Source organism: Rothia koreensis (assembly GCF_052232265.1).
GTDB classification, from domain to species: domain Bacteria; phylum Actinomycetota; class Actinomycetes; order Actinomycetales; family Micrococcaceae; genus Rothia; species Rothia koreensis.
The window spans coordinates 2,734,160-2,758,945 of record NZ_CP197643.1 but is presented as its reverse complement, the minus strand read 5'-3'; the positions used below and the strand labels follow the sequence as shown (position 1 = coordinate 2,758,945).

General features: G+C 65.4%; 25 protein-coding genes and 1 riboswitch. Of the genes, 12 read left to right on the top strand and 13 right to left on the bottom strand.

Annotated features, from left to right (window positions below; genetic code table 11):
* Positions 1–135 precede the first annotated feature (135 nt).
* Positions 136–408 (bottom strand): DUF4235 domain-containing protein, encoded by a 273-nt coding sequence (locus tag ACTSLZ_RS12275; RefSeq protein WP_129314599.1) that lies wholly within the window; start codon positions 406–408, stop codon positions 136–138.
* A 140-nt stretch (positions 409–548) separates the two neighbouring features.
* Positions 549–648: riboswitch (TPP riboswitch) on the top strand.
* A gap of 57 nt (positions 649–705) precedes the next feature.
* On the opposite strand from ACTSLZ_RS12275, the gene ACTSLZ_RS12270 reads away from it, so the two are divergent.
* From ACTSLZ_RS12270 to ACTSLZ_RS12260, 3 genes are read left to right on the top strand one after another with little or no spacing between them, the layout of a single operon-like run.
* On the top strand, positions 706–1,365 hold the full coding sequence (locus ACTSLZ_RS12270) for an ECF transporter S component (protein ID WP_443095192.1): 660 nt from the start codon (positions 706–708) through the stop codon (positions 1,363–1,365).
* Entirely contained in the window at positions 1,362–3,044 is a 1,683-nt protein-coding gene (locus ACTSLZ_RS12265) for an ABC transporter ATP-binding protein (RefSeq protein WP_443095191.1), read from the top strand. The genes ACTSLZ_RS12270 and ACTSLZ_RS12265 overlap by 4 nt, the downstream gene beginning before the upstream one ends.
* Entirely contained in the window at positions 3,032–3,823 is a 792-nt protein-coding gene (locus ACTSLZ_RS12260) for an energy-coupling factor transporter transmembrane component T family protein (protein ID WP_443095190.1), read from the top strand. The genes ACTSLZ_RS12265 and ACTSLZ_RS12260 overlap by 13 nt, the downstream gene beginning before the upstream one ends.
* A 64-nt stretch (positions 3,824–3,887) precedes the next feature.
* On the opposite strand, the gene ACTSLZ_RS12255 is transcribed toward ACTSLZ_RS12260, so the two are convergent.
* From ACTSLZ_RS12255 to ACTSLZ_RS12240, 4 genes are all read right to left on the bottom strand, one after another.
* Positions 3,888–5,306, bottom strand: coding sequence for an FtsX-like permease family protein (locus ACTSLZ_RS12255; protein ID WP_443095189.1), 1,419 nt, complete (start codon positions 5,304–5,306; stop codon positions 3,888–3,890).
* Position 5,307: 1 nt separating this feature from the next.
* Positions 5,308–6,099 (bottom strand): ABC transporter ATP-binding protein, encoded by a 792-nt coding sequence (locus ACTSLZ_RS12250; RefSeq protein ID WP_443095188.1) that lies wholly within the window; start codon positions 6,097–6,099, stop codon positions 5,308–5,310.
* Between the two features lie 138 nt (positions 6,100–6,237).
* Entirely contained in the window at positions 6,238–7,494 is a 1,257-nt protein-coding gene (fmdA, locus tag ACTSLZ_RS12245) for a formamidase (RefSeq protein WP_178979426.1), read from the bottom strand.
* Between the two features lie 75 nt (positions 7,495–7,569).
* Positions 7,570–7,800 (bottom strand): FmdB family zinc ribbon protein, encoded by a 231-nt coding sequence (locus ACTSLZ_RS12240; RefSeq protein ID WP_443096139.1) that lies wholly within the window; start codon positions 7,798–7,800, stop codon positions 7,570–7,572.
* Between ACTSLZ_RS12240 and ACTSLZ_RS12235 the strand changes: the two genes are divergently transcribed.
* Entirely contained in the window at positions 7,730–7,903 is a 174-nt protein-coding gene (locus ACTSLZ_RS12235) for a hypothetical protein (RefSeq protein ID WP_443096144.1), read from the top strand. The two genes, ACTSLZ_RS12240 and ACTSLZ_RS12235, sit on opposite strands and share 71 nt — an antisense overlap.
* Before the next feature lie 70 nt (positions 7,904–7,973).
* Here ACTSLZ_RS12235 and ACTSLZ_RS12230 read toward each other — a convergent pair whose 3' ends face one another.
* The 4 genes from ACTSLZ_RS12230 to ACTSLZ_RS12215 form a co-directional block, all read right to left on the bottom strand.
* Positions 7,974–8,855 carry an aminotransferase class IV gene (locus ACTSLZ_RS12230; RefSeq protein ID WP_443095187.1) on the bottom strand — a complete coding sequence of 294 codons (882 nt, stop codon included), beginning with the start codon at positions 8,853–8,855 and terminating at the stop codon, positions 7,974–7,976.
* Positions 8,856–8,863: 8 nt separating this feature from the next.
* Complete coding sequence (locus tag ACTSLZ_RS12225) at positions 8,864–10,102, bottom strand: multidrug effflux MFS transporter (protein ID WP_443095186.1); 1,239 nt, start codon at positions 10,100–10,102, stop codon at positions 8,864–8,866.
* Positions 10,103–10,175: 73 nt separating this feature from the next.
* On the bottom strand, positions 10,176–10,727 hold the full coding sequence (locus tag ACTSLZ_RS12220; protein WP_443095185.1) for a hypothetical protein: 552 nt from the start codon (positions 10,725–10,727) through the stop codon (positions 10,176–10,178).
* 47 nt (positions 10,728–10,774) lie between these two features.
* A complete protein-coding gene (locus ACTSLZ_RS12215; protein WP_443095184.1) occupies positions 10,775–11,281 on the bottom strand; it encodes a low molecular weight protein-tyrosine-phosphatase in 507 nt (168 codons plus the stop codon).
* Positions 11,282–11,412: 131 nt separating this feature from the next.
* Here ACTSLZ_RS12215 and ACTSLZ_RS12210 point away from each other — a divergent pair, with 131 nt between their 5' ends.
* The 5 genes from ACTSLZ_RS12210 to ACTSLZ_RS12190 all read left to right on the top strand — a co-directional run bounded on the left by ACTSLZ_RS12210 (position 11,413) and on the right by ACTSLZ_RS12190 (position 16,389).
* Positions 11,413–12,009, top strand: a complete 597-nt coding sequence (locus tag ACTSLZ_RS12210) for a hypothetical protein (protein WP_443095183.1) — start codon at positions 11,413–11,415, stop codon at positions 12,007–12,009.
* A 217-nt stretch (positions 12,010–12,226) separates the two neighbouring features.
* Complete coding sequence (dnaK, locus tag ACTSLZ_RS12205) at positions 12,227–14,086, top strand: molecular chaperone DnaK (RefSeq protein ID WP_443095182.1); 1,860 nt, start codon at positions 12,227–12,229, stop codon at positions 14,084–14,086.
* Positions 14,086–14,709 carry a nucleotide exchange factor GrpE gene (locus tag ACTSLZ_RS12200; RefSeq protein ID WP_129314613.1) on the top strand — a complete coding sequence of 208 codons (624 nt, stop codon included), beginning with the start codon at positions 14,086–14,088 and terminating at the stop codon, positions 14,707–14,709. The genes dnaK and ACTSLZ_RS12200 overlap by 1 nt, the downstream gene beginning before the upstream one ends.
* A 183-nt stretch (positions 14,710–14,892) precedes the next feature.
* Positions 14,893–15,906: a DnaJ C-terminal domain-containing protein gene (locus tag ACTSLZ_RS12195; protein ID WP_443095181.1), complete on the top strand. Its 1,014-nt coding sequence runs from the start codon at positions 14,893–14,895 to the stop codon at positions 15,904–15,906.
* Positions 15,907–15,909: 3 nt separating this feature from the next.
* On the top strand, positions 15,910–16,389 hold the full coding sequence (locus tag ACTSLZ_RS12190) for a heat shock protein transcriptional repressor HspR (protein WP_129314615.1): 480 nt from the start codon (positions 15,910–15,912) through the stop codon (positions 16,387–16,389).
* On the opposite strand, the gene trmB is transcribed toward ACTSLZ_RS12190, so the two are convergent.
* The 4 genes from trmB to ACTSLZ_RS12170 form a co-directional block, all read right to left on the bottom strand.
* Positions 16,390–17,139, bottom strand: coding sequence for a tRNA (guanosine(46)-N7)-methyltransferase TrmB (trmB, locus tag ACTSLZ_RS12185; protein WP_443095180.1), 750 nt, complete (start codon positions 17,137–17,139; stop codon positions 16,390–16,392). It abuts the gene before it with no gap.
* Positions 17,140–17,262: 123 nt separating this feature from the next.
* Positions 17,263–18,801 (bottom strand): alanine/glycine:cation symporter family protein, encoded by a 1,539-nt coding sequence (locus ACTSLZ_RS12180; protein ID WP_397555088.1) that lies wholly within the window; start codon positions 18,799–18,801, stop codon positions 17,263–17,265.
* A 215-nt stretch (positions 18,802–19,016) separates the two neighbouring features.
* On the bottom strand, positions 19,017–19,445 hold the full coding sequence (locus tag ACTSLZ_RS12175; protein WP_129314619.1) for a hypothetical protein: 429 nt from the start codon (positions 19,443–19,445) through the stop codon (positions 19,017–19,019).
* 133 nt (positions 19,446–19,578) lie between these two features.
* Entirely contained in the window at positions 19,579–20,244 is a 666-nt protein-coding gene (locus ACTSLZ_RS12170) for an HAD family hydrolase (protein ID WP_443095179.1), read from the bottom strand.
* Positions 20,245–20,343: 99 nt separating this feature from the next.
* On the opposite strand from ACTSLZ_RS12170, the gene ACTSLZ_RS12165 reads away from it, so the two are divergent.
* From ACTSLZ_RS12165 to ACTSLZ_RS12155, 3 genes are all read left to right on the top strand, one after another.
* Positions 20,344–20,928, top strand: a complete 585-nt coding sequence (locus ACTSLZ_RS12165) for a hypothetical protein (RefSeq protein WP_397555086.1) — start codon at positions 20,344–20,346, stop codon at positions 20,926–20,928.
* A 163-nt stretch (positions 20,929–21,091) separates the two neighbouring features.
* A complete protein-coding gene (gene clpB, locus ACTSLZ_RS12160) occupies positions 21,092–23,689 on the top strand; it encodes an ATP-dependent chaperone ClpB (RefSeq protein ID WP_443095177.1) in 2,598 nt (865 codons plus the stop codon).
* An 8-nt stretch (positions 23,690–23,697) separates the two neighbouring features.
* A complete protein-coding gene (locus ACTSLZ_RS12155; RefSeq protein ID WP_443095176.1) occupies positions 23,698–24,690 on the top strand; it encodes a Sir2 family NAD-dependent protein deacetylase in 993 nt (330 codons plus the stop codon).
* Positions 24,691–24,786: the final 96 nt, after the last annotated feature.

Genomic DNA, 24,786 nt, shown 5'->3' with positions numbered 1-24,786 from the left:
CGTGCGGCGCCGGGAGCAGCGGCCGAACGCAACGGTGCCGGTCGTCGTTCGCAGCGGGAACCACGTCCCGCCGCAGAACGACGATCGGCACCGTATGGGCTCATCGCCCGCGCACGCAGGCAACCTCCGGGCGAGTCAGACCTCGGCCTGGCCGCCCGTCTCGATCTCTTCCTTGTGTTCCAGCCTGTTGGCCAGGCGAGTAACACTGAGTTTGATCAGGGTCGCCACGACGCCGCTGATCGCGGTCCAGATGACGATGTCTCGCACGCTCTCCTCGGGATCAGGGTTGTTCGACGGCGGTTCATTGCCCGTGACCTTCTTCCACCCGAGAGTCATGACCTTGTTGGCGGCAAAGACTCCCGCCAAGGAAGCCACCGTGGAACCGATCTTGATTGCGGGGTTGCTCATGCATCTCTCCTCTTCATTCGCACCGGCGGTGCGGCCGGTCACGTACAGCTTCTTACAGCCTAATCGCACTGGTTTGCCTTTGTCCGCAACGGCCTGGAGATTCACCCGAAGTGAAACGATCGGTTAGACTGGGCGGCGTTCACGAACGACAGGGGAGCCTCGAACGAGGCTGAGAGTGCGAAAGCAGACCCTCGACCTGATGCGGTTAGCACCGACGTAGGGAGTCGAGATCTCGGGCGTACCCGAATGAAGAACGGCGTGCGACCTCCCCTCCTGATTTGTACAGGAGGAAGACCGATGAACACCACACCCTCATCCGAATCCCTGGACCGGGGTCCTGCTCGAAACGGTGCGGCCCCACATCGACGGCGAGCATCGTGGCGCGTGATCGACATGGTCATCGCATCCGTTCTGGCGGTGGTCTGCGGCGTCATCTTCTGGATCTGGTCCAATGCCGTCTCACCGGCCACGCAGACAGCGACCGTCGGATTTCCGCCCTTGTCGGGCCTGATCGGCGGTGGCTGGCTCATTGCCGGCGTCGTCGGCGGACTCGTGATCAGGAAACCGGGCGCCGCGATCTACTGCGAAATGGTTGCTGCGGTGATTGAGGCCCTCCTCGGTACGCATTACAGCGCCGGGGTTCTTCTCTCGGGCGCGATCCAGGGAATCGGCGCCGAACTCGTGTTCGCCGCGTTGCTGTACCGTCGTTTCGGACTCCCCACGGCGCTTCTGTCCGGCGCAGTATCGGGATTGTTCATGGGGATCAGCGAAGTCTTCATGTACTACGCCTTCTGGGAACCCCGGTACCAGGTCGTCTACGTGGTGTGCGCCGTGGTCTCCGGGCTCCTTATCGCCGGTTTCCTCGCGTGGGCCCTGATGCGTGCCCTGATCTCGACCGGTGTTCTCGGCTCGGTCGCGGCAGGCCGCGATGCCCGACAGATGCGGCGGCGTGCGTGAGCGCCGGGGGCGCGTCCGTCAGCGCCCGAGGCTTCGGATGGCACCATGCTGGACGGGATGAGCCCGCGTTCCGCGACGTGGACCTGGACATCGCGCCCGGGCAGAAGGTTCTGCTGCTCGGTCCGTCCGGCGCGGGCAAATCTACCCTTCTCCACGCCTTGGCCGGTGTGCTCGAGGACGACGACGGCGAAGCCGCCCTCGGACGGGTGACCGTCAACGGCACGGACCCCCGGGACGCGAGAGCATCGGTCGGTCTGATGCAGCAGGACCCGGAATCCTCGATCGTTCTTTCTCGGGTCGGCGATGACCTCGCGTTCGGGCCGGAGAACCTCGGGGTGCCACGGGACGAGATCGTCGGGAGATGTCGGCGCGCCCTGCAATCGGTCGGACTCGATCTTCCGTGGGAGCATCCGACCTCGGCGCTGTCCGGAGGGCAGAAACAACGTCTTGGGCTGGCCGGGATCCTCGCAATGGAACCCGGTCTCTTGCTGCTCGACGAGCCGACCGCGAACCTCGACCCGGACGGCGTCGTGGAGGTCCGGGACGCCGTGGTCGCGGCCGCGGAGGAATACGGATCGACCCTGGTGGTCGTGGAGCACCGCGTGGCCGTGTGGGCCGACGTCGTCGACCGGATCATCGTGCTGTCGTCGAAGGGCGGGATCAGCCACGACGGCACTCCCGCCGAAGTTCTCGGACGGGCGCGCGAGGAGTTGCTCGACGCCGGCGTCTGGGTCCCCGACCACGTTCCGCGACGGCCCGTGGCGCCCGCGGCCGGCAACGTCCCGGTGGATCGGCAGGAGCCGCTTCTCGAAGCGTGCGGTCTCGCGGTGACCCGACAACAGCCTTCCCGGTCGTGGCGACGGGCTCGACGTCGTGCCGTCAGGAAGTCTCCGTCCACTCCGATTCCGGCCGCGAGGGACGCCGTCCGGGCAACCGAGAACGTCGGTCTTCGGGTGCATCGGGGCCAGCACCTGGCGGTGACCGGGCCGAACGGCGCCGGAAAATCCACGCTCGCCCTGACTCTCGCGGGTCTGATCCCGCCGGCGGCGGGGTATGTTGCCGCGTCGGAGGAACTGAGGCACCTTCGGGATCCCGCCGCCAGGGTTGCCCGGACCCCGTCGTGGGACCCTTGGGCGTGGACCTCCGGACAGCTGATTGCCCGTATAGGCACGGTTTTCCAAGAACCCGAGCACCAATTCGTGAGGTCCACGGTCGGGGAAGAACTCGTGCTGGGAGCGCGGTTGGCCGACGTCGCCGGACGCCGTCATCCCACCAATGGGCAGACGCACGACGGCGAGGACCCGGAAGCGCGAGCGCAGGAGCTCCTGGAACGTCTCGGCCTGGAGCACGTGAAGGACGCCAATCCCTTCACGCTCTCCGGGGGTGAGAAACGTCGCCTCTCGGTCGGAACGGCTCTCGCCGCCAGGCCGCGGATTCTGGTTCTCGACGAGCCCACGTTCGGGCAGGACGCTCGCACGTGGGCTAACCTCGTCGATCTGCTTCGAGAGGTCATGGCGGCGGGATTGGCGGTCGTGTCCGTGACGCATGATCACGCATTCGTCGAGGCTCTCGGTGGGGAAGAGTTGCGCCTGGGGAACTACCCGCAGGGGCCGGAAGCCCGAGTGGTCGAGGCAGAGTCGGTCGACGCGGTGGCAGGAGGTGAGGCATGGACCTCCTGAACAATGCCACGGCGGCGGATTCAGGCCTGGGCCGCGTGAATCCAGCGGTCAAGATCCTTCTGCTCGTTGCCCTGACCGTCGCGTTCCTGGTGAGCGCCGATGGGGTGACCTCAGGTTCCGGCGTGCTCTTTCTGGTGCTTGTGATGATCGGGTCCCGCATCGACCCGCGGAACGTGCTGGTCAGACTCTGGCCGGTCTTCACCGCCGCGGTTTTCAGCGGATGGGCCACGGCGCTCCTGTCGCCCAAGACGGGGGACGTTCTGCTCGATGTCGGGCCGTTCCTGTTCACCACTGATTCGGTGGACGCAGGGATTGCGATTGCGTTGCGTGGATGTGCGCTCGCGATGATCTCGGTGCTGTTGCTGCTGACCACCGATGCGCGAGAAATCGGGGACAGCCTGGCCCAGACCTTTCGGCTTCCCTCGCGGTTCGTGCTGTCCGCCGTCGCCGCATTTCGTCTGGTCGGGATCATGATCACGGAATGGGAGACTCTCGCGGCCGCCAGGCGGGCCCGTGGCCTGGGGCCGGATCGAGGCATCCTCGGGAACGTCGGGGGTTTCGCGACGCAGGCCTTCTCGCTGATTGTCCAGGCATTGCGCAGGGCGAGCCGCCTTGCCATGACGATGGAGGCCCGGGGGTTCGGCGCGGGACCGCGAACGTGGGTCCATCAGCCGGAGTACTCGTGGCGTGACGCTGCCGCCCTGGTGATCGGTCTCGGAATACCGGTGGTCGCGATCGGCCTGTCCGTGGTTCTGGGAACCTACCGGTTCTTCCACTAGGAGCCCCCGGGGCCGAGATACAGCGACGCCCGGTGGATTTCCCACCGGGCGTCGTCCCGTTTCCCTAGTCCATGGCCAGCGCACGGACCGGCGGCTCCTTGGCCGTCTGCCGGGCGGGCAAGGCCGTGGCCAGGCCCGTGATCGCCAGGCATCCGATGACCACCATCAGCAGAACGCCCCAGGGAGGGGTCGGACCGAAGATGCCCGCACCCTTGAGTGAGGCGAACATGCAGAAGGTGCCGGCCCAGCCGTAGAAGATGCCCAGCGGAATGCCGACGCACGCTGCCGACACGGTCAGTTGGGCGGTCTCCCCGAAGATCATCTGCCACATCTGGCGGGTCGAGAGCCCGACCGTCCGTAGCATGCCCAGTTCCCGACGCCGCTGTATGATGGAGGATTTCATGTTGTTGGCGACGCCGATCACGGCGATCACCACGGAGAAGGCGACCATGCCGTAGACGAACAGCAAGGCATTGTCGATCATCACGTTGATCATGGCCACCTGGCCGAAATCGTACTCACCGCTCTCGGCCATGTCGTGCACCGCCGACTTGAGGGTGGATCCGAGGGTACCGAACATCACCACGAGCGTGATGCCGATGACCAGCCCCATGGATGTGCGCGCCGACCGAAGCGGGTAGCGCTTCGAATTCGCCACCGCCATGCGGCCGGGGGTCCCGTGCCCGACCAGGGAACCGGAAAGGGCGAAGAACGGGGGCATGACCCAGGCGGACCCCAGAGCGATACCGGTGAAACTCAGGAACCCTCCCAGGACGGCAGGCAGGATTCCGACGGGACTGCCGATCCCCAGGACCAGGCCACCGATCAGGAACAGAAGACCGACAACGACGAGCACGATCGAGCTGGCCAGCGTGAGCTTCCGATTCCGGAGCGCCTTCGCCGCCGGCTCACCGCTGCGCCGGACCCCTTCGAGCGGCGAGACCGACAGAACAGGGCGCGCCCCGTTCCAGGCTGCGATCCAACTGGTCAGCGCGACCAGGACGGCCGCAACCAGCATCCACGGATTGAGCGCCGTGGACTGCAGGCTCGTGCCTGCGTCCTTTGCCTCAGCGACCAGCGTGAGGATCCATGTTGTCAGCGCGCCGAGCGCGAGACCGACCACGGACCCCAGGATTCCGATGATGAGACCTTCGGCGGCGACGCCGCGACGGAGGGCCGATGCCTTGGCTCCGATCAGTCGCATCATCGCAAGCTGTTGGGTCCGTCCGGCGACGACGATCGAGAAGGTGTTGACGACGACCGTCCCCGCGACGAACAGGGCGACCGCGAAGAAGGTCATCGACGTCAGGACCAGCATGACCAGGAGACTTCCGTCGGCCTGGCCGTCAGGGTTGAGAAGGTTGTACAGGAGGCCGACGGCCCCGATGAGACCGGAACCGAAGAGAGAACCGATCGTGACCACGAGGAGGGTCGAGACGTGCTGGCCCGGTCGGCGGGCCAGTTCGAGAAGAGCGTTCTTCACCTCAGTTCACCTCCAGAGACAGCATCATGTGTGCGATGTCCTCGGCGCGGGGCGAGCCTTCGCTCTGGTGGACGATTTCGCCGTCCGCGAGGTACACGACGCGCTGGGCGTGGGCCGCTGCTTTGGGATCGTGGGTGACCATGACGATCGACTGTCCCAGTTCCTGCGCCGCGACCCGCAGGAGCTGAAGCACTTCCAGAGCGGACCGGGAGTCGAGATTTCCGGTGGGCTCGTCCGCCAGAATCAGGGCGGGACGGGTTGCCAGAGCTCTGGCGATCGCGACGCGCTGCTGCTGTCCGCCCGAGAGCTCGCTCGGCCGGTGCTCCACCCGTTCGGCGAGGCCCAACCGGTCGAGGAGCTGATCGATCCAGGCCTGCTCCTGCTTGTTCGGTGAGCGACCGTCCAGGTCGAAGGGGAGAAGGACGTTTTCCCGCACGTTCATCGTGGGCATCAGGTTGAATGCCTGGAACACGAATCCCACGCGGCGTCGGCGCACTTCGGTCAGCTCGTTGTCGTCCAGGTGCGTGATTTCCTGGTCGCCGATCCACATTCTGCCGCCCGTGGCGGTCTCGAGTCCCGCCATCAGGTGCATCAGCGTGGACTTGCCGGACCCGGAGGGGCCCATGACCGCGACGAATTCTCCGGGGGCCACCTCCAGGTCGACGTCGCGGACGGCGGCAACCGCGTTCCCGCCCTCGCCGTAGGACTTGCTGACGCTCTCGGCGCGGGCGATGGGCATGACCGCTCGGGGCGCCCCGCCGGGAGCCTGATGGGTGAGGTTCGGGTGTGACATTGCAACTCCATGAGGTCTGCTTCCTGGTACAACCTCTACTGTTCCGTGCGCGGTCGTCACGCACAGTGGAGCTGGAGCTAGATCGGGGTAGAGCTGGCTGTAGTTTCCGGCCTCAGGGCAGGTGGACCGACAGCCAGACTATGCCGGGTTCGCCGAGCGCGGTGCACCCATTCCGGGGTCGATGCGTCCCGGGCCGGAGGCCGACGGGGCGATGTCGATGTCGAAGATTTCCGTGGGGAGGTAGACCGTGGCACAGGAGTTCGGGACGTCGACGACGCCGGAGAACCTGCCCTCGATGGGTGCCGCGCCGAGCAGGAGAAAAGCCTGCTCGCGGGACCAGCCGAAGGTCGTCAGGTAGTCGATCGCATGGAGAATGGCACGCTGATAGGCCAACTGCGAATCCAGGTAGCGCTGTTCGCCGTCGAGGGTCACGGAGGTCCCGGAGAAGGCGAGCCACTCCGAATACTGCGGGGCGGTTCTGCCGGGCATGAAGATCGCGTTCTCGCTGACCCCGTAGGTCTCCATACCGCCCTTGATGACGTCGACGCGCAGATCGATGTATCCGCCCATCTCGATGGCGCCGCAGAACGTGATTTCCCCGTCCCCCTGCGAGAAGTGGAGGTCGCCGACGGAGAGGTTTCCACCCTTGACGTACACGGGGTAGAAGACCCTGGAACCCTTGGTGAAGTTCTTGATGTCCTGGTTGCCACCGTTCTCCCGCGGGGGAGCGGTGCGCGCGGCCTCGGAGGCCACACGCCGGTAGTCCTCGCCGTCGAGAGAGCCCAGGATGGCGCTGTTGGGCTCCGGCGGCAGGGCCAGCGGCGGCAGACGGTGGGGATCCGTGGCAATCAGGTCTCCCTCACGCTTGTTCCAGGAAGCCAGCAAGTCCGCGGACGGGGCCGTGCCCATCAGTCCCGGGTGGGTGATACCGGTGAAACTGACGCCGGGAATGTGGCGTGAGGTCGCCGTATCGCCCGAGAAGTCCCAGACTGCTTTGTAAGCGTCCGGGAACTGGTCGACCAGGAAGCTGCCCCCGTTGTTCTTGGGGAAAATCCCTGTATAGCCCCACCCCTGTCCCGCCAGGGGGCCGGTTTCCTGAGGGATCGGCCCGAGATCGAGGATGTCCACGACGAGCAGGTCGCCGGGCTCCGCGCCTTCGACGGCGAACGGACCGGACAGGGCGTGAACGACGTCGATCGGTGCGTCCCTGACGTCGTCGGCCGAGTCGTCGTTCTTGATGGCACCGTCGAACCACTCCCGGCAATCAACCCTGAACGAGTCTCCTGGCTTCAGCGTTTCGACGGGCGGGATCTCGGGGTGCCAGCGGTTGTGGCCGATCTTCTCCTGGTCGGAAAAGGGCTTGTTCGAGTCGAGGGGGAAAATGACGTCCGGCATGAGATTCCTTTCGGTGGGGGTAACTCGATGGAGCTCGCGCCGGCGGGGCTGGCGGCCCGCGCCTTCCGCGAGAGGTCAGGGTCGCGGAAGTTTGAGGTGCCGGGGGTCCTGGGTTGCCCTTGGCGAAGAGGCGCCCGGACTGTTGGGGACGTGCGAGACGACGTCAGGTTCGTGCGCGGAGCGTTCGGCGTCCCCGATGGCCTTCGCTCGGTCGGAACCGAGGGCGGACAGCCCGATGGGCGAGAAGACCCGTGCCGCCGTCTCGGAGCAGTTGCGGCACGGCCTCGATCCGGGAACCTCCGACATGGGATGCATGGCCTCGAAGACTCCACAGCTCGGGCATCGGAATTCGTACAGGGGCATTCGCACCTCAAGAATCATGAGTGGTATCAATCACTTCGTGCTTTGAGATTACGCCCGGCGTCATGCCCGGTCAACGGCGGCCTCGTGAGGTTAAGCGGGGGCGCCGGACGCCCGTATCAGCGGGAGCGCAGGAAACCCATGAGCGCCTCGGTGACGTCGGGACTCGTTGCGAGCGCCTGGTTGTTGAGATGAGTGACCGGGGCCAGCAACCGGACCGAGGACGTCAGCCAGACGCCGTCGGACTCCATGAGGTCCTTCGGATAGAGCGGCCCGAACCCGACGTCCCACCCCGAGTCCCTGGCGCCTTCGAAGAGTGCCCCTTGCGTGGTGCCGGGGAGGATCCCGTGATTCGGCTCGGGAGTGAACAGCGTCAGCCGGCCCTGGTCCCTCCTCGCGACCACGACCGAGCTCGTCGCCCCCTCGAGGATCCGGCGGTCCGATGCCGTGAAAATCGCTTCCTGCGCACCGAGTGATTTCACGTGTCTCAGGACGGCCATGTTGACCGCGTAGGAGAGGGTTTTGGCTCCCGCCAGGAGCCAGGGGTACGACGTGTCCTCGGCGGGATCATGGCCTCGCGGAAGCAGCATCGCTCTGACCCCGTTCTCCCGCTGCTCGACCGTCGAGTCCGGTACACCGCTGACGATCACGAGCCCGTAGGGGCCTTCATCCGGCGTTCCCCGACTGATCAGGAGTTTCACCGTATGTTCGACGCCGAGTCCCGTCTTGGTGCCCGGCCCCGCGGATTCCAGGGCGAGGGCGGTGGCCTGCCGCCACGCGGCGTCGTCGGGATCGGATATTCTCAGGAGTCTGGCGGAATTGGCCAGCCGAGTCAGGTGGAGGTCGAATTTCCGTACCTGCGAGTCCACGGCGAGCATGGTTTCGAAGACTCCGTCTCCCCGCGTATAGCCTTCGTCGTCGATCCTGATCAGCGGCGCCGAGGCGTCGAGGAGGGTCCCCGTGGGGGAATTGTGGTCAATGCGTACAACCGTGGGTGCCATGCGTCTCATTAAACGTCATTCTCACCGGTCGCACGAGGGGGCACGGACCGTGTTCGTGGTTCGAACACCCGAGATGCGAGGAGGAAAAGGATGAGGGCGACGACGCTGCACCCGACCATCATCCCGGCCATGGGCAACACGGCGTGTTCGCCGGCGGAGCTCACGAGCGGTGACACGAGGCCGCCCATCAGGGCCTGGAGGCCACCGACCAGCGCGGAACTCGCGCCCGCGTAGTCGCGGCCTTGTTGCAGTGCCAGCGAGGTCGCGTTGCCGAAAACGAGGCCCTGGGCCGCGGCGGTGGCGAAGAGGCAGAGGAGCGTGAGCACCAGGGACAGCCCGAAGCAGGCGAGGGCCAGGAACACGAGCGTGGCCGCATTCGACACCAGAATTCCGGCCAGGCCGATGCCCTGCGGCCGGTATTTTCGGAGCAGAACGTTGGACACCCAGGAGAACGCCAGGATCCCGAAGGAGTTGACCGCGAACACCAACGCGTACTCCGTCGCGGACATGCCCAGGTTGTTCTGCAGGACGTAGGTGGACCCCGAAATGTAGGAGAACAGGGTTCCGAAGGAGAACACGAAGGCGAGCATGTACGCGACGTATGCCGGCCGCCGGAGTATCCGGGCGATGCCGCGGCCGGAGGTCCTGAGACCGCCGCCGTGTCGACGTTCCCGCGGCAGGGATTCGGGAAAGAGGAAGAGAACCCCCAAGGCCATGGCAAGGGTCATGGCGGTGAGAACCCAGAAAACCGTCCGCCACGGCGCGAATCCGAGGATGATGCCACCGAGGGTCGGTGCCAGGACGGGCGAAATTCCGTTGACCATCATCATGAAGTTCATGTACCGGGTCGTCTGCTGCCCCTCGGTCAGGTCCGTGACGGCGGACCTGGCCAGGACCACCCCGGCCGCCCCGGAGAAGCCCATGAGGAATCGCAGGGCGATGAGCAGGTGCACCGTCGGGGCGAGGGCGCACCCCGCCGTGGCCAGAACACAGACCAGTGAGCAGATGACGAGGGGAAGACGCCGTCCCCACTGGTCCGAGAGGGGCCCGACGACGATCTGCCCGATCGCGAGGCCCGCCATGAAGGCCGAGAGGGTGAGTTGGACCTGCGACGCCGTCGTCCCGAGGTCGTGGGTCATTTGTGGGAACGCCGCCAAGTACATGTCGGTGCCCAACGGAGCTATGCCGGTCAGGGTCCCCAACAGGATGACAAGGGGCACCGATATGCGCGAAGTGGCGGAGTGCACGTTGACCTCAGGATTCTCGACGACGGGTGATGCAGGGGGAGTGCAGGAGGGAAAAGCCCCGGACCTGGGCAGGTTACCGCGCGAAGAGTCTTTCCTCCTGCTCGGCCCAGAGCTGCCAGTAGGGCCGGTAGAGATCTCCGTCCCGTGTCAGTGCCCGGTACCTGCGGATGTTTGATTCCAGGTGGAGCCAGATGCCGAAATGGGGCCGAACTTCCTGATGACCGGGGGCTGTGGCCCCCACGCCCTCGGCGATGATGACCTTCGCGTCCGCGCTCAGCGTGCGACTGCTCGGTTCCCGCCGGTTTCTGGTCCAATCCCAGGCGTGCCATGTGGCGTCCTCGTTGCGCAGGACACGCCCGAGGATGGCGGCGTACTCGTCCACGCCGGATTCCAGGCCTTCCCACCCCGGGTAGAGATCCTCGAGGCGGAACAGCTCCGCCGCGTTCTCGCCCTCCTCCAGGGCGATGCGCTCCAAGAGCCGCGTGGCAAGGCTCGATTTGCCCGCACCCGAGCGGCCGTCGATGGCTATCACGAAGGGCTCGGGCCCCGTGGCCAGGGACCGGGCCAGCCCGATGGCCCGCCACAGGTCGTTCTCGCGCCGGGTATCGATGGTACGGGAGTGCATGACCCACATCGGTTGGTGCGCGAGTGCTGAGCTCCTGGCCGTTGCCGTCATGGTTTTTCGCGCCGGGATCCCGGCTGACGAGCGACGTCGTCGATCACGCCCTGGACCGAGTCCTCGATCATGCCGAAGGTCCGATCGAAATCCGAGGCGTCTCCGTACCAGGGGTCGTAGATTCCGATGCCCTCGAGCGCTTCTCCCGCGGCGGAGGGATCGTACTCGCGCATCAGGTGGATCTTGTCCGCCTGGGCATCGTTCGCGGCCATGGTTCTCAGCGCGCGGTAGTGGGGCACATCGAGTGCGAGAACCAGATCGTTGTTCTCGAGATCCTCGCGGGTGACCTGCCGGGCGAGGTGACCGCTGGTGTCGATCCCCAGCCTCTCCATGACTTTCCGGGCGCGAGGGTCGATGGGGTTGCCCTGCTCCTCGTCGCTGACTCCGGCGGAGGTCACGACGACGTCATCCAGGCCGGCTTCACGGGCGGCCTCACGGACGAGGTATTCGGCCATGGGGGAACGACAGATGTTTCCGGTGCAAACGGTCACGATGCGATACATGCCGTCCACGTTACCGGGCCGACGCCGCCGAGGGGAGCTGTGGGAGCAGCCCGGGTGAACGTACCCTGGACCATGGACCCGTTGTCGAGAGTTGAGCACCCGAAAGTGCAGAATCAGGGAAGGCGAATCCCATGAGTCACAGTCCTGCCCCGGAGCCGAATGGGGCGCGTCCGGGAGACGTCCGCGGAGACCTGCACCTGGGGCGCCAGGTCTATGGCGAGGAGGCGCGCAAGCCTCGCACCGGTCTGATAGTGACCCTCTCGGTCGGTGGCGCAGTGCTCCTGGCGCTGGTGATCGGCGGGGCCTTCGTCGTCACCGGTCTGCTGAGCGGTGGCAAGGTCGACGACGCGGCCGACTTCCGTGCCAAGGTCAAACAGGTGGGCGAGGACCACGACGCCGACCAGTGCAGCGATGTGGACGACACGGTCCTGGCGTCCTCTTTCTCCTCCGAGCTCTTTCCCGAGGACACCCAGATCTATCTCTGCTCGGACGTCGACCTGACCGATCCGGGGGCTGTCTCTTCCGCGGACGAGGACACGAAGCTCCTGGTGGGCGCGTACTCCCGAGAAGAATCCGACATGAAATCGCCCATGAGCCAGACCGTGGAGACGGTTTCCGCGGATGGCCGGAGTCAATCCTGGGCCCTGGAATCGGGCCACTGGGCCGTGGTCGGAAACGTCGGCACGTCCCGCGAGGCCAAGAAGGCCTTGGGAGGCGACGCTTGGTAATCCCGCTGACGAGGAACGTTGGGCCGGGCCGCCGATAGAAAGTTGAGTTTGGTTCACTCAACTCTCTTGACATATCTCCTGGTTGTGGCAGACTTGAGTCAGGACAACTCAAGAAGTGAGACCTCCGGGTGTGCAAGATGGAGTGCCCACGCGGCAGTTCCTCGTGGTGAGGACCCGAATGCGCCCCGGTTTTCGGACAAAGTAAGGAGAACCCCATATGTCACGTGCAGTAGGCATTGACCTCGGCACCACCAACTCCGTGGTCGCCGTTCTCGAAGGCGGCGAGCCCGTCGTCATCGCGAACGCCGAAGGCGCTCGCACCACTCCCTCCGTCGTTGCTTTCGGCAAGGACGGCGAAACCCTGGTCGGCGACATCGCCAAGCGCCAGGCCGTCACCAACGTGGATCGCACCATCGCTTCGGTCAAGCGCCACATGGGCACCGACTGGAACACCGAGATCGACGGCAAGAAGTACACGCCGCAGGAGATCTCGGCCCGTACCCTCCAGAAGCTCAAGGGCGACGCCGAAGCCTTCCTGAACGACACGGTGACCGACGCCGTCATCACCGTCCCCGCGTACTTCAACGATGCTGAGCGCCAGGCAACCAAGGAAGCCGGAGAGATCGCCGGTCTCAACGTTCTGCGCATCGTCAACGAGCCCACCGCGGCGGCCCTGGCCTACGGCCTGGACAAGGGCAACGAGGACGAGCACATTCTGGTCTTCGACCTCGGTGGCGGTACCTTCGACGTCTCCCTGCTGGAAGTCGGCAAGGACGAGGACGGCTTCTCGACCATTCAGGTTCGTGCCACGTCGGGCGACAACCGCCTCGGCGGTGACGACTGGGACCAGCGCATCGTGGACTGGCTGCTCGAGCAGGTCAAGTCCAAGACCGGTGCGGACCTCTCGAAGGACAAGATCGCCCTCCAGCGTCTGCGTGAGGCGGCCGAGCAGGCCAAGAAGGAACTCTCCTCGGCCACCTCGACCAACATTTCCCTGCAGTACCTGTCGGTGACCCAGGACGGCCCGGTCCACCTGGACGAGAAACTCTCCCGCGCGAAGTTCCAGGATCTGACGCAGGATCTTCTGGATCGCGTGAAGAAGCCCTTCAACGACGTCATCAAGGAAGCCGGCATCAAGATCAGCGACATCGCGCACATCGTGCTCGTCGGTGGTTCGACTCGTATGCCGGCCGTCGTCGAAGAGGTCAAGAGCCTCGCCGGTGGTCAGGAGCCCAACAAGGGCGTCAACCCGGACGAGGTCGTCGCCATGGGTGCGGCCTTGCAGGCCGGCGTCCTCAAGGGCGATCGCAAGGACGTCCTTCTGATCGACGTGACCCCGCTGTCGCTGGGCATCGAGACCAAGGGCGGCGTGATGACCAAGCTCATCGAGCGCAACACCGCGATCCCGACCCGCCGGTCCGAGACCTTCACGACCGCGGAGGACAACCAGCCCTCCGTGTCGATCCAGGTCTTCCAGGGCGAGCGCGAATTCACCCGCGACAACAAGTCGCTCGGCACCTTCGAGCTGACCGGTATCGCACCGGCTCCCCGCGGAGTGCCCCAGGTCGAGGTGACGTTCGACATCGACGCCAACGGCATCGTGAACGTTTCCGCGAAGGACAAGGGCACCGGCACGGAGCAGTCGATGACCATTACCGGCGGTACCTCGCTGTCCCAGGACGACATCGACCGCATGGTCAAGGACGCCGAGGCCAACGCCGAGTCGGACAAGGCTCGTCGTGAGGCCGCGGACCTGCGCAACAACGCGGAGTCCAGCGCCTACCAGATCGAGAAGCTGCTCAAGGACAACGACGACAAGGTCTCCGAGGACATCAAGACCGAGGTCCAGGGCGACGTCGACGAGGTCAAGAAGGCTCTCGAGGGCGATGACGACGACGCAGTGAAGTCCGCGTACGAGAAGCTTCAGGCTTCCCAGACCAAGCTCGGCGAGGCGATCTACTCGCAGGCACAGGCCGGGGCCGACACGGAGGACACCTCCGAGGCCAACGCCGATGCCAACGGGGAAGACGTCGTCGACGCCGAGGTCGTAGACGATGAGGATGAGAAGAAGAACTGATGACTGAGCCGAACAACACCAATAACCCTGAAGGGAACGACCCGCTGGAGGACGCCTTCAACGCTCCCGACGCGGAAGGAGCTCCCGAGGCGGAAGGCGCCGAGGGTGTAGGTGCTGAGGCCGACGGTCAGGGCGGGTCCGCGGCGGAAGCCGCCGCGGACCCCTCCGAGGAGGAGCCCATCGAGGACCCCACCACGGAGGCCGAGAAGCTCGCCAACGAGCGACTCGAGGACCTGCGCCGCCTGCAGGCAGAGTTCATGAACTTCAAGAACCGGTCCCAGAAGGAACGGGACCAGCTTCGGGAGTTCGTTGTCGCCGACGTGGTCAGCTCGTTGTTGCCCGTGATCGATGACATCGACGCCGCCCGCAAGGCCGGTGACCTCGACGATGGTCCGTTCGCCGCCATCGCCAGCAAGTTCGAGGACGCGCTGACCAAGCACGGCCTGGAACGGTACGGCGATACCGGCGACCAGTTCGACCCCAAGGTCCACGAGGCCGTGATGCAACAACCGACCAGTGAGGTCGAGCCGGACCAGGTCTCCATGGTGTTCCGCAGCGGATACCGAGTCCAGGATCGGGTGCTGCGTCCGGCCCAGGTGGCCGTGGCGGTTGCCGAGGACTGATCTGGGAATTCGATGGGCGGCTTCGGGAAACCTGGCCCTGCCCAGCGCGACGACGACGCCGGGACCACGCTTCTCCGCTCCAGCGGCGGGGGAGCGGCCCGGCGTCGTTCGTTCCTGAAGCCGACCCCGCGGAGATCGGGAGCAACGACGAAGACATACCCAACGCTTTGAAAGGAGGCGTCAATGGCTAGCGAGAATTGGCTGGGGAAAGACTTCTACAAGGTTCTGGGCGTCTCCAAGGACGCCAGCGAGGCCGACATCAAGAAGGCCTACCGAAAGCTGGCACGGAAGTACCACCCGGATCAGAACCCCGGGGACGAGACCGCGGAGAAGAAGTTCAAAGAGGTTTCGGAGGCCAATACGGTTCTCTCCGACCCGGAGCAGCGGAAGCAGTACGACGCAATCCGTGCCATGGGATCGGGCGCCCGGTTCAGTGCCGGCGCAGGCGGCCCGGGCGGACCGGGAGGCGCCGGAGGCGCTGGGGGCTTCGAGGACATGTTCGGTGACATGTTCGGCGGCGGTCGCACCAGGACCACATACGGTGGCGGGCCCCGTATGCAGTACGGCTCAGCCGGGGGAGATCCCTTCGCGGACCTGTTCGGCGGAGGCGGCTTCGGTGGCCAGAACCCGTTCGGCGCCCAGCAGCAGCCTCGCAACCCGGACGTGGAAGCGAGCGTGACGATCGATTTCGGCCAGTCCTTGGAAGGGGCCAAGGTCAAGGTCAATCGGCCCGACCAACGAAGCACCACGATTCGGCTTCCGGAAGGCGTCCGGGACGGTCAGAAGGTTCGGCTCCGGGGCAAGGGAAGCATCGGCCCCGGAGGGAAATCGGACCTGATCGTGACCGTCCACGTGAGGCCGCACGAGGTCTACGAGCGGGACGGCGACAATCTCACGATTCGTGTCCCCGTCACCTACGAGGAAGCTGCCCTCGGAACCGTCCTGGCTGTGCCCACGACCGATGGTTCGGTGGTACGTTTGCGTCTCAAGGCGGGTCAGGAACCGGGAACCAGGATGCGAGTCAAAGGCCGAGGCGTGAAGACCAAGAAGCACACGGGGGATCTCTACGTGATTCCGGAGATCCAGGTGCCCCAGGACCTGACCGCCGAGGCGGAGGACGCCCTGAAGAAATTCACAGAGCTGGCCGCCCAAGGAGATCCGCGGGAGGGTCTGGCAGAGAAGGCAAAGGTCGTGTAATCCATGCAATTCAGCGACGTGAACCAGCCGCTCTTCGTGATTTCGGTGGCAGCCGAGCTCGCGGAGATGCACCCTCAGACGCTCAGGCAGTATGACCGGCTCGGACTGGTGACACCGTCGCGATTGCCCGGACGGGCCCGTCGCTACTCGCAGAAGGACGTCACCCGCCTGCGGCAGATCCAGCAGCTCTCGCAGGAAGGCGTGTCCCTCGAAGGCATCAAACGGGTTCTCCAGCTCGAGAACCAGGTCGATGCGCTGCAAGCGCGGGTTCGCGAGCTGACCGACGAATTGCAGGAAGCCCGGGACCGGCTCGAGGAGTCCTCCCGCGTCTTCGCCGCGACCATCGGCGGCGACGTCGTGAAATTGGGTCGGGGGCAGAGGCCCAGCCGTCAGCCGCAGGGCAAGGCGCTGGTCATCAGCAGACCCCAGTTGCCCGCACGGGCGAATCCACCGGCCGGCGGGGGAGCCGGCCGGTGGAACTGATCATCGGCGTCGAAAGGCGAGGTCGTGCGCGCGGCGCCCGGCCTCGCCGGCTTTTCTCTCGAAGCTCGTGAGGACACGGCCTTCCCACCTTGGGGCCCAGCCGCCCTGGGGATCCTCTTCGGTGGCCCCTTCTCCGGGGTGAAGATTCTCGAAGTCGGGCGCCGATTCCATGACCTCACGCATGACCAGTGCGTATTCTTCCCAGTCGGTGGCCAGCCGCCAAATGCCTCCGGGCTTGAGCACGCGGGCGGCTTTCTCCGCGAATCCTGGGGAGACCAACCGTCGCTTGTGATGCCTCGACTTGTGCCAGGGATCGGGGAAGAAGACCCAGAGCTCGTCCACGGACGCGGGTGCCAGCAGATTGTCCAGAACCTCGGGGGCATTGGCCTGGACGCACCGCACGTTGGTGACTTCGGCCTGGCCCATCTTGAGCAGCAGGTCCGCGATGCCGGGTTTGTAGACCTCCACGGCAAGGTAGTTGTTCTCCGGACGGTCTTCCGCGGCGTGGACGATGGCCTCTCCCAACCCGGAGCCGATCTCGACGACGAGCGGGGCCTGTCTGCCGTACACCGCCTCGGGGTCGAACTCCGCGGTCTCGGCGACCGATGTGTCCGTGACCTCGCGGGGCACATCGATCACGTGCGTCGGGGCGTACGTGTCCCAAGCCTTCTGGCGCCTGGCGGTGAGCCGGTCACCGCGACGGACGAACGAATACGGCTGTCGATGGAACTTCTGGGGTACGTCGCTCAAGGATGCTCCGGTGATCTGTGAAAGCGTCTGGGCCGCGACCAGGACGGGCCGAGACGCCCTCACTGGGCAGTGGGGCCGCTCCGCCGGAGGCCTGGTCGCCGGAACAGCTTATCGCACGCCGGGTCAGTGCCCCGGAGTGCCGGCCCTCACCTTGTCGGGGCCGTCCGGCCCCTGCGGGTCACCCGGTTCCTCGACGGCCTCGAGCGCCGGGTGATCGCTCGACAGATCGACCTGGTGATCAATCTGAGCGTCCAGGGCTCCGGGATGCGACCCCATGAATCGGTCGATCTCCTCGGTCGTGGCGTCGAAGGACGGGTCGTGCCGCAAATATCGACGCGTTTCTCTCACCACGAAGCCGGACAGGATGAGCAGTCCGATCAGGTTGGGGATCGCCATGATGCCGTTCATGACGTCCGAGAACTTCCACACGAGGGTCAGGGGCGCGACCGCACCCATGCCGCAGGCCACCGCGAACACGGCGCGATACGTCGTGATGCCGAAGGTTCCGCCGCCGAGCCTCTCGATGCAGCGTTCGCCGTAGTAGGCCCAGCCCAGAACGGTGGAATATCCGAGAAGCACCAGGCAGATCGTCACGACGATGCCGCCCCAGTTCCCCGGCAACCCGGTCGCGAACGCATGGGAGGTCATGACGTCGGGGTCGTCCTTCTCCCAGACCCCGGTCGTGATGATCACGAATCCGGTGATCGAGATGACCACCAGGGTGTCCACGAACGTTTGGGTCATGGAAACAAGCCCCTGGCGGACCGGGTGCGAGGTCTGGGCGATTGACGACGGGATAGATGCCGTGCCCATTCCGGACTCATTGGAGAACAAGGACCGGGATACGCCGATCTGGATGGTCATGAGCAGCGAGCCCACGAGCCCGCCGCCGGCGCCGTGCGGGGTCAGGGCGTTGCCGAAGATCAGGGCGATTGCGTGCGGCAGCGATTCGTAATTGACCGCGATGATGTACAGGCCCCCGAACACGTACAGCCCGATCATGAGCGGCACGCAGAAGACCGTGATCTTTGAGATGGACTTGATGCCGCCGAGCAACGCGATCAGGGTCATCACACCAATGACGACGGCGGTGACCCAAGGCGCCACCGAGAACGTGTTGTCCAGGTTCGCCGCAATCGCGTTCGACTGGGTCATATTGCCCACGCCGAACGTGGCGACGACGGCGCAGGCGGCGAAGGTCACGGACAGCAGCCACCCGAATCTGTTCGGAATGCCGCGAATGAGGTAGACCTGCGGTCCGCCGGTCAACTCACCCTTCTTGTCACGGGTCCGGAAACGGACGCCGAGAAAGCATTCGCTGTACTTCGACGCCATCCCGACCAAGGCGGTGACCCACATCCAGAACAGGGACCCGGGGCCGCCCATGTGAATCGACAGGGCGACGCCGACGATGTTTCCGGTCCCGACGGTCGCGCCCAGAGCGGTCGACATCGCCTGGTAGGAAGAGATCTCTCCCTTTTCCCCGGATTGGCGGCTGCGGCGGCCGAAGGCCAAGGACATGGCCTTGCCGAAGTACCGGAATTGGATGCCCGACAACCGGAAGGTCAGGAACAGGCCGGTTCCGAGAAGGAGCGGCAGCAACAGCCACGGGCCCCAGACGAAACTGTCTGCCGCGTTGATGACGGAACTGATGTGCTCCACTGGAATTCCTCGTTCCCCACAACGTATTTAGTATCGCCGCTGGTCAGCGGCACTTTCCGGGTCCGAGGAAAGTCTACTGAGAGTAGCAATACGTCCTCGTCCGCTCCGACAAGCCGTGGCTCGGAGGGTTCTGGCGGCAACGAAAACGCCGCCCGCGGAACCACCGCACGTGGTGCGGAGGGTGCGCGAGCGGCGTCGTCGGCGGGCGGCGAAGACTACTTCTTCTTGTTCTTCTTCTTGCCCTTGCTCTGGAGGATCAGGGCGAGCGCGATGGCCGCGATCCAGGAGTCCTTGGCGACGGCGGTGCCGGCCTGGGACGGGCGGATGCCGTCTTCCTCGGTCATCTCGTCGGTCTTGAAGTACATGGTCAGCAGGCCGCCGGCGAATGCGCCGAGCGCGAGACCCGCAACGCGGCTGGGGACCACGGGGAGGACCAGGGCGCCGCCGACGACGAACTCGGAGTAGGCGAGAGCCTTGCCGAAGGTCTCGGCGTCGAGATCCTTGACCGCGGGGAATGCATTCGCGGCCATGGACTGCAGCTGTCCGGCGGTCTGCTCGTCGAGGTTGAGCTTGCCGTAGCCCGAATTCAGGATGAAAGCACCGGGGATGGCGCGGAGGGCCAGGTTGGAGAGAGAAAAGGCCATGGTCGTTTCCTTTCGTCAAGGGTTGCAGGTCCGGTCCGACCTGGGCCGATACCCAGGCGGTCCACCTGGGCACAACCCTATACCGTGCGTCGGATGCCCGTCAGGTGCGCGTCACACTCGGCACGGGCAGGCGTCAGGACGGGCGCGGGGCGAACAGGTCTCGGAACTTCTCCAGGCTCAGTAGTTCGTGGTCCAAGTGAACGGTTCCCTGGTCGGCGTCGACCGTTTGCATACCGGGGACGACGACGGTTTTCATTCCGGCCGCCATCGCGCTCGTGACGCCGGAGGGGGAGTCTTCGACGGCGACGCACTCGGTCGGATCCACGCCGAGACGATGAGCGGCCATGAGGTACGGCTGGGGGTCGGGCTTGGGCTCGGTGACGTCCTCGTTGCCGATGACGGCGCGGACCAGCCCTTCCGGCGCTCGCCCTGCCGTCATGGTGGCGATTTCTGCGGTCGCGTTGGTGACGATGGCCGCGGGGATGCCCTCCCCGGCCAGCTCGTCGAGCAGGTTCTGGATCCCGGGGAGGAACGGGACATCCGTGCGGGAGACGATATCCCTCGCGTCGGTGGTCAGGCGAGACAGCAGCTCCTCCCGCGACAGCGGAATGCCCAGGTCCTGGAGCCGGATGAGGGTCTCCACCATGGGGCGACCCAGGCACGCGAGCGTGTCCTCCTCGGACCACGTCACGCCGAATTCGGCGGCAATCTCCGTTTTGGCTCGGGCCCACAGGGGCTCGGTGTCCACCAGGGTGCCATCGTGGTCGAAAAATACTGCTGCGGGGAAGGGAATCGTCATGCTGTACACCCTACTGGGAGGCGGGCTGAAAGAGCCCACGGGGCTCGTGCGGGCGGAAGCCCACGAGCGGTCCCATGCCGGGTCTTCTACACTGGAAGGGTGAACTCCGCCGAACCCAGAACTTCCGACGACCGGACCTTCACTGCCGGCCATCTGCCAGGCAGGCGAGCGAGCGCTTGGTTGCGCGTCTCGGTGTGGTTGGGATTTCCCATGGCGTGCGTGGGGGCCCTGTGGATCTGTTTCGGGCGGTCTCTCTTCGGCGCGGGCGGCTCCCTGGTCCCGACGTTCCTGGTCAGCGTCGGGCCGTTGTTTCTCGTTGTCATGCTGATTGCCTCGTGGCGGATGCGCAAGGATGCACAGCGGTACGAGGCGGGAACGACGTCGCCCCTCCTCTCGGTCGTGCAGACGCTCACGTGGGTCCTCGCCGGCATCTTCGGTTTCCTCATTCCCGACCGCGTGGACGGAAAGACGGTCTCCGGCCTGTCCCAGGTCTTCGGGCAGGACCTCGTGGGGCTCTCGGCCGGCTTCGGCAACACTTTCGCGATCCTGACGTTCGTCGGGGCGTTTGCGACGCTCATCATCGCCATCGGCCAGGAAAGGTTCAGTGACCGGAAGTCATCGGGTCGGCCGGCGACAGAGGACGAAATCCTGGATGCGCTGAACTACAACGACGGCCAGTACTGAGGGGACGACGTCGGATGCGTGACCTTCCCGATCCGCGCCGATCCGCCGAAAAACCTGTGGAAAACTTTGCTCCCATGCCTATACACAAAGACTTGAGCGTAGTAGACTCAAGTTAACTGCAAAAGATCGACGCAAACTAACGTACATAGCAAAGGAGCCCATCTTGGACACCAAATTCACCACCAAGAGCCAAGAGGCTCTGAACGCCGCGAACATGAACGCCCAGACCGCAGGCAATCCGCAGATCGAGCCGGCACATATTCTCAAGGCGCTGCTCGATCAGCGCGAGGGCGTCGCCGTCGCGGTGCTCAAGTCTCTCGGCGTCGACATCGACTCGCTGTCCGCCGAAGCCAGCGCCCTCATCAAGAAGTTGCCTTCTTCCTCCGGGACGTCGGTTTCGCAGGCCCAGTTCTCCCGGCAGTCGCTCATGGTCATCCAGAACGCCCAGGAAGCCGGAACCAAGCTGGGGGACGACTACATTTCCACCGAGGTTCTGCTCCTCGGCCTGGCCGAGGTCGAGGACAATGACGCCGCCCGCGCGCTCGCATCCGCCGGGGCCACCGCGGATGCGGTCGAGAAGACCCTCCCGTCCGTGCGCGGCGATCAGACTGTGTCCTCCCCGGACCCGGAAGGGACGTTCCAGTCCCTCGAGAAGTACGGGACCGACCTCACCGCCGTCGCCCGGTCCGGGAAGCTCGACCCCGTGATCGGGCGCGATTCCGAAATCCGCCGCGTGGTCCAGGTCTTGTCCCGCCGGACCAAGAACAACCCGGTTCTCATCGGAGAACCCGGAGTGGGGAAGACTTCCGTCGTCGAGGGCCTTGCGCAAAGAATGGTTTCGGGCGACGTCCCGGAATCCCTGCGCGGCAAGACCCTGATCGCCCTTGATCTCGGATCCATGATCGCCGGCGCGAAGTACCGCGGCGAATTCGAGGAACGCCTCAAGGCCGTGTTGGACGAGATCAAGAAGTCCGAAGGCCAGATCGTCACCTTCATCGATGAGCTGCACACCCTCGTCGGCGCGGGGGCGAGCGAAGGCTCGATGGACGCGGGCAACATGCTCAAGCCGATGCTGGCGCGCGGCGAACTGCGGCTCATCGGCGCCACCACCCTGGATGAGTACCGCGAGAACATCGAGAAGGACGCCGCCCTCGAGCGGCGCTTCCAGCAGGTCTACGTGGGTGAACCGACGGTCGAGGACACCGTCGGCATCCTGCGCGGACTCAAGGAGCGGTACGAGGCCCACCACAAGGTCCAGATCGCCGACTCCGCGATGGTCGCGGCGGCAGCCCTGTCCAACCGGTACATCACCGGTCGCCAGCTGCCCGACAAAGCCATCGACCTCGTCGACGAAGCCGCCTCCCGCCTGCGCATGGAAATTGACTCCGCCCCCGAGGAGATCGATGAGCTCCGTCGCGTCGTGGACCGCATGACCATGGAAGAGCTGGCCCTCACGAATGAGAAGGACCCGGCCTCGATCGAGAGGCTCGAGGCTCTTCGCTCCGACCTTGCGGACAAGCGTGAGGAACTGGCTGCCCTGAACGCGCGGTGGGAGGCCGAGAAGGCCGGGCTCAACCGAGTGGGTGACATCAAGTCGCAGATCGACGAGATGCGCTCGCAGGCCGAAGTGGCCCAGCGGGACGGCAACCTGGCCGAGGCGTCCCGCCTTCTGTATGGGGAGATCCCAGCCAAGCAGCAGGAGCTGGACGCCGCACAGAAGGAGGAGAACGAACAAACGACCAGGGAAACGATGGTCTCGGAGGAGGTCACCGCAGACGACATCGCCGAGGTCATCTCCAATTGGACCGGAATCCCGGCCGGGCGGATGCTTCAGGGCGAGTCCGAGAAGCTGCTGAACATGGAATCCGAACTCGGCAAGCGTCTCATCGGCCAGAAGACCGCGGTTGGCGCCGTGGCGGACGCCGTCCGCCGCTCGCGAGCCGGGGTCTCCGACCCGGACCGCCCGATCGGTTCGTTCCTGTTCCTGGGTCCGACCGGTGTGGGCAAGACCGAGCTGGCAAAATCCCTCGCCGAATTCCAGTTCGACGACGAGCACGCGCTCCTGCGCATCGACATGAGCGAGTACTCGGAGAAGCACTCCGTGTCTCGCCTGGTCGGTGCCCCTCCCGGATATGTGGGATACGAGGAGGGCGGCCAGCTGACCGAGGCCGTGCGGCGTCGTCCCTATTCCGTGGTCCTTCTGGACGAGGTTGAAAAAGCGCATCCTGAGGTCTTCGACATCCTGCTCCAGGTGCTCGACGACGGCCGCCTGACCGACGGCCAGGGCAGGACCGTGGACTTCCGCAACGTGATCCTGATCCTGACGTCCAACCTGGGGAGCCAGTTCCTGGTCGACCAGCAGCTGGACGACAAGGAGAAGAACGAGGCCGTGATGAACGTGGTCAACGCGTCCTTCAAACCCGAATTCCTGAACCGGTTGGACGAGATCATCATGTTCGACCCGCTCTCGACCGAGGACCTGTCCAAGATCGTGAACCTGCAGGTTCAGGCGATGGGCAAGCGCCTGGGTGACAAGCGGCTCTCGTTGGACGTGACCCCGGCGGCGACGGAGTGGCTCGGCATGACCGGATACGACCCCGCCTATGGTGCGCGGCCGTTGCGCCGGCTGGTTCAGAGAGAGATCGGTGACCGGCTCGCCAAGGGAATCCTCTCGGGCGACATCCACGATGGCGACGTCGTCCACGTGGACGTCAACCCGGATGTGGCGGCCGACGGGCTGACCGTCACGACGACCCGCTAGGAATCGGCATGGAGGACAGATCTTCGGGGGCCGGCGCGGCGCTCGGGCCGGAACCTGTGCAGGGAACCGGCTCCGGGGCCGGCGTCGGACTCGGCGATGCGCACCAGGCCGCGCTGAGGTCCATCGCGAGGGTCGTGGACGAAACCGCGACGCCGACACCACCTAATGAGGCACGGCGGGGAATTGCGGGACTGTTGCGCCGGGGACCCGCGCTGGTCGTCACCGGTGCGGGTGTGTCCACGGGATCCGGAATTCCGGACTATCGGGGGCCGCAAGGTTCATTGCGCCGTCATCGGCCGATGACCTATCAGGAGTTCCGGAACGATCGAGAGGCCTCGCACCGTTACTGGGCCCGCTCCTTCGTCGGCTGGCGACTCATGAACCGCGCAGCGCCGAACGTGGTCCACTATGCGCTGGCCGAGCTCGAGCAAGAGGGGATGGTGGGCGGCGTCGTGACGCAGAACGTCGACGGTCTCCACGCCCGGGCAGGGAGCCGGAATCTGGTGGCCCTGCACGGGGACCTCAGCTCGGTGGCCTGCCTCGTGTGCGGCCACGTCGAAGACCGGAACTCTTTCGACCGACGTCTCCGGGATGCGAATCCTGGTTACCTGGAGTCGGTCAGTCTGGACCCGAGCCTGGTCAATCCGGACGGCGACGTCGAGCTCTCCTCGGAGTGGGTCGATCGATTTCGAATGGTCGGTTGCTTCGTGTGCGGGTCGACCCTTCTCAAGCCCGACGTCGTGTACTTCGGGGAGCCGGTGCCCGTCGAGCGCAAGGAGCGGGCGCGTTCGATGCTCGAGGACTGCTCCTCGGTACTCGTGGCAGGGTCCTCGTTGGCTGTCATGAGCGGTCTGAGGATCATCCTCGACGGGTTGCGGCAGGGGAAGCCGCTCGCCGTCGTCAATGGGGGACCGGGACGGGCCGATACACGTGCCACGTATCTCTGGAGGAGCGAGGTGGAACCGGCATTTCTCCAGCTCCTCGACGAACTGGATGTGTAGGCGGCTTTCTTCGAGGGCTGAACCGTATCCCCGTGTCACGTACGTTCCTCGGTGGGCATACTACTTCCAAACCATGTACCCTTAATTCACGGAAGA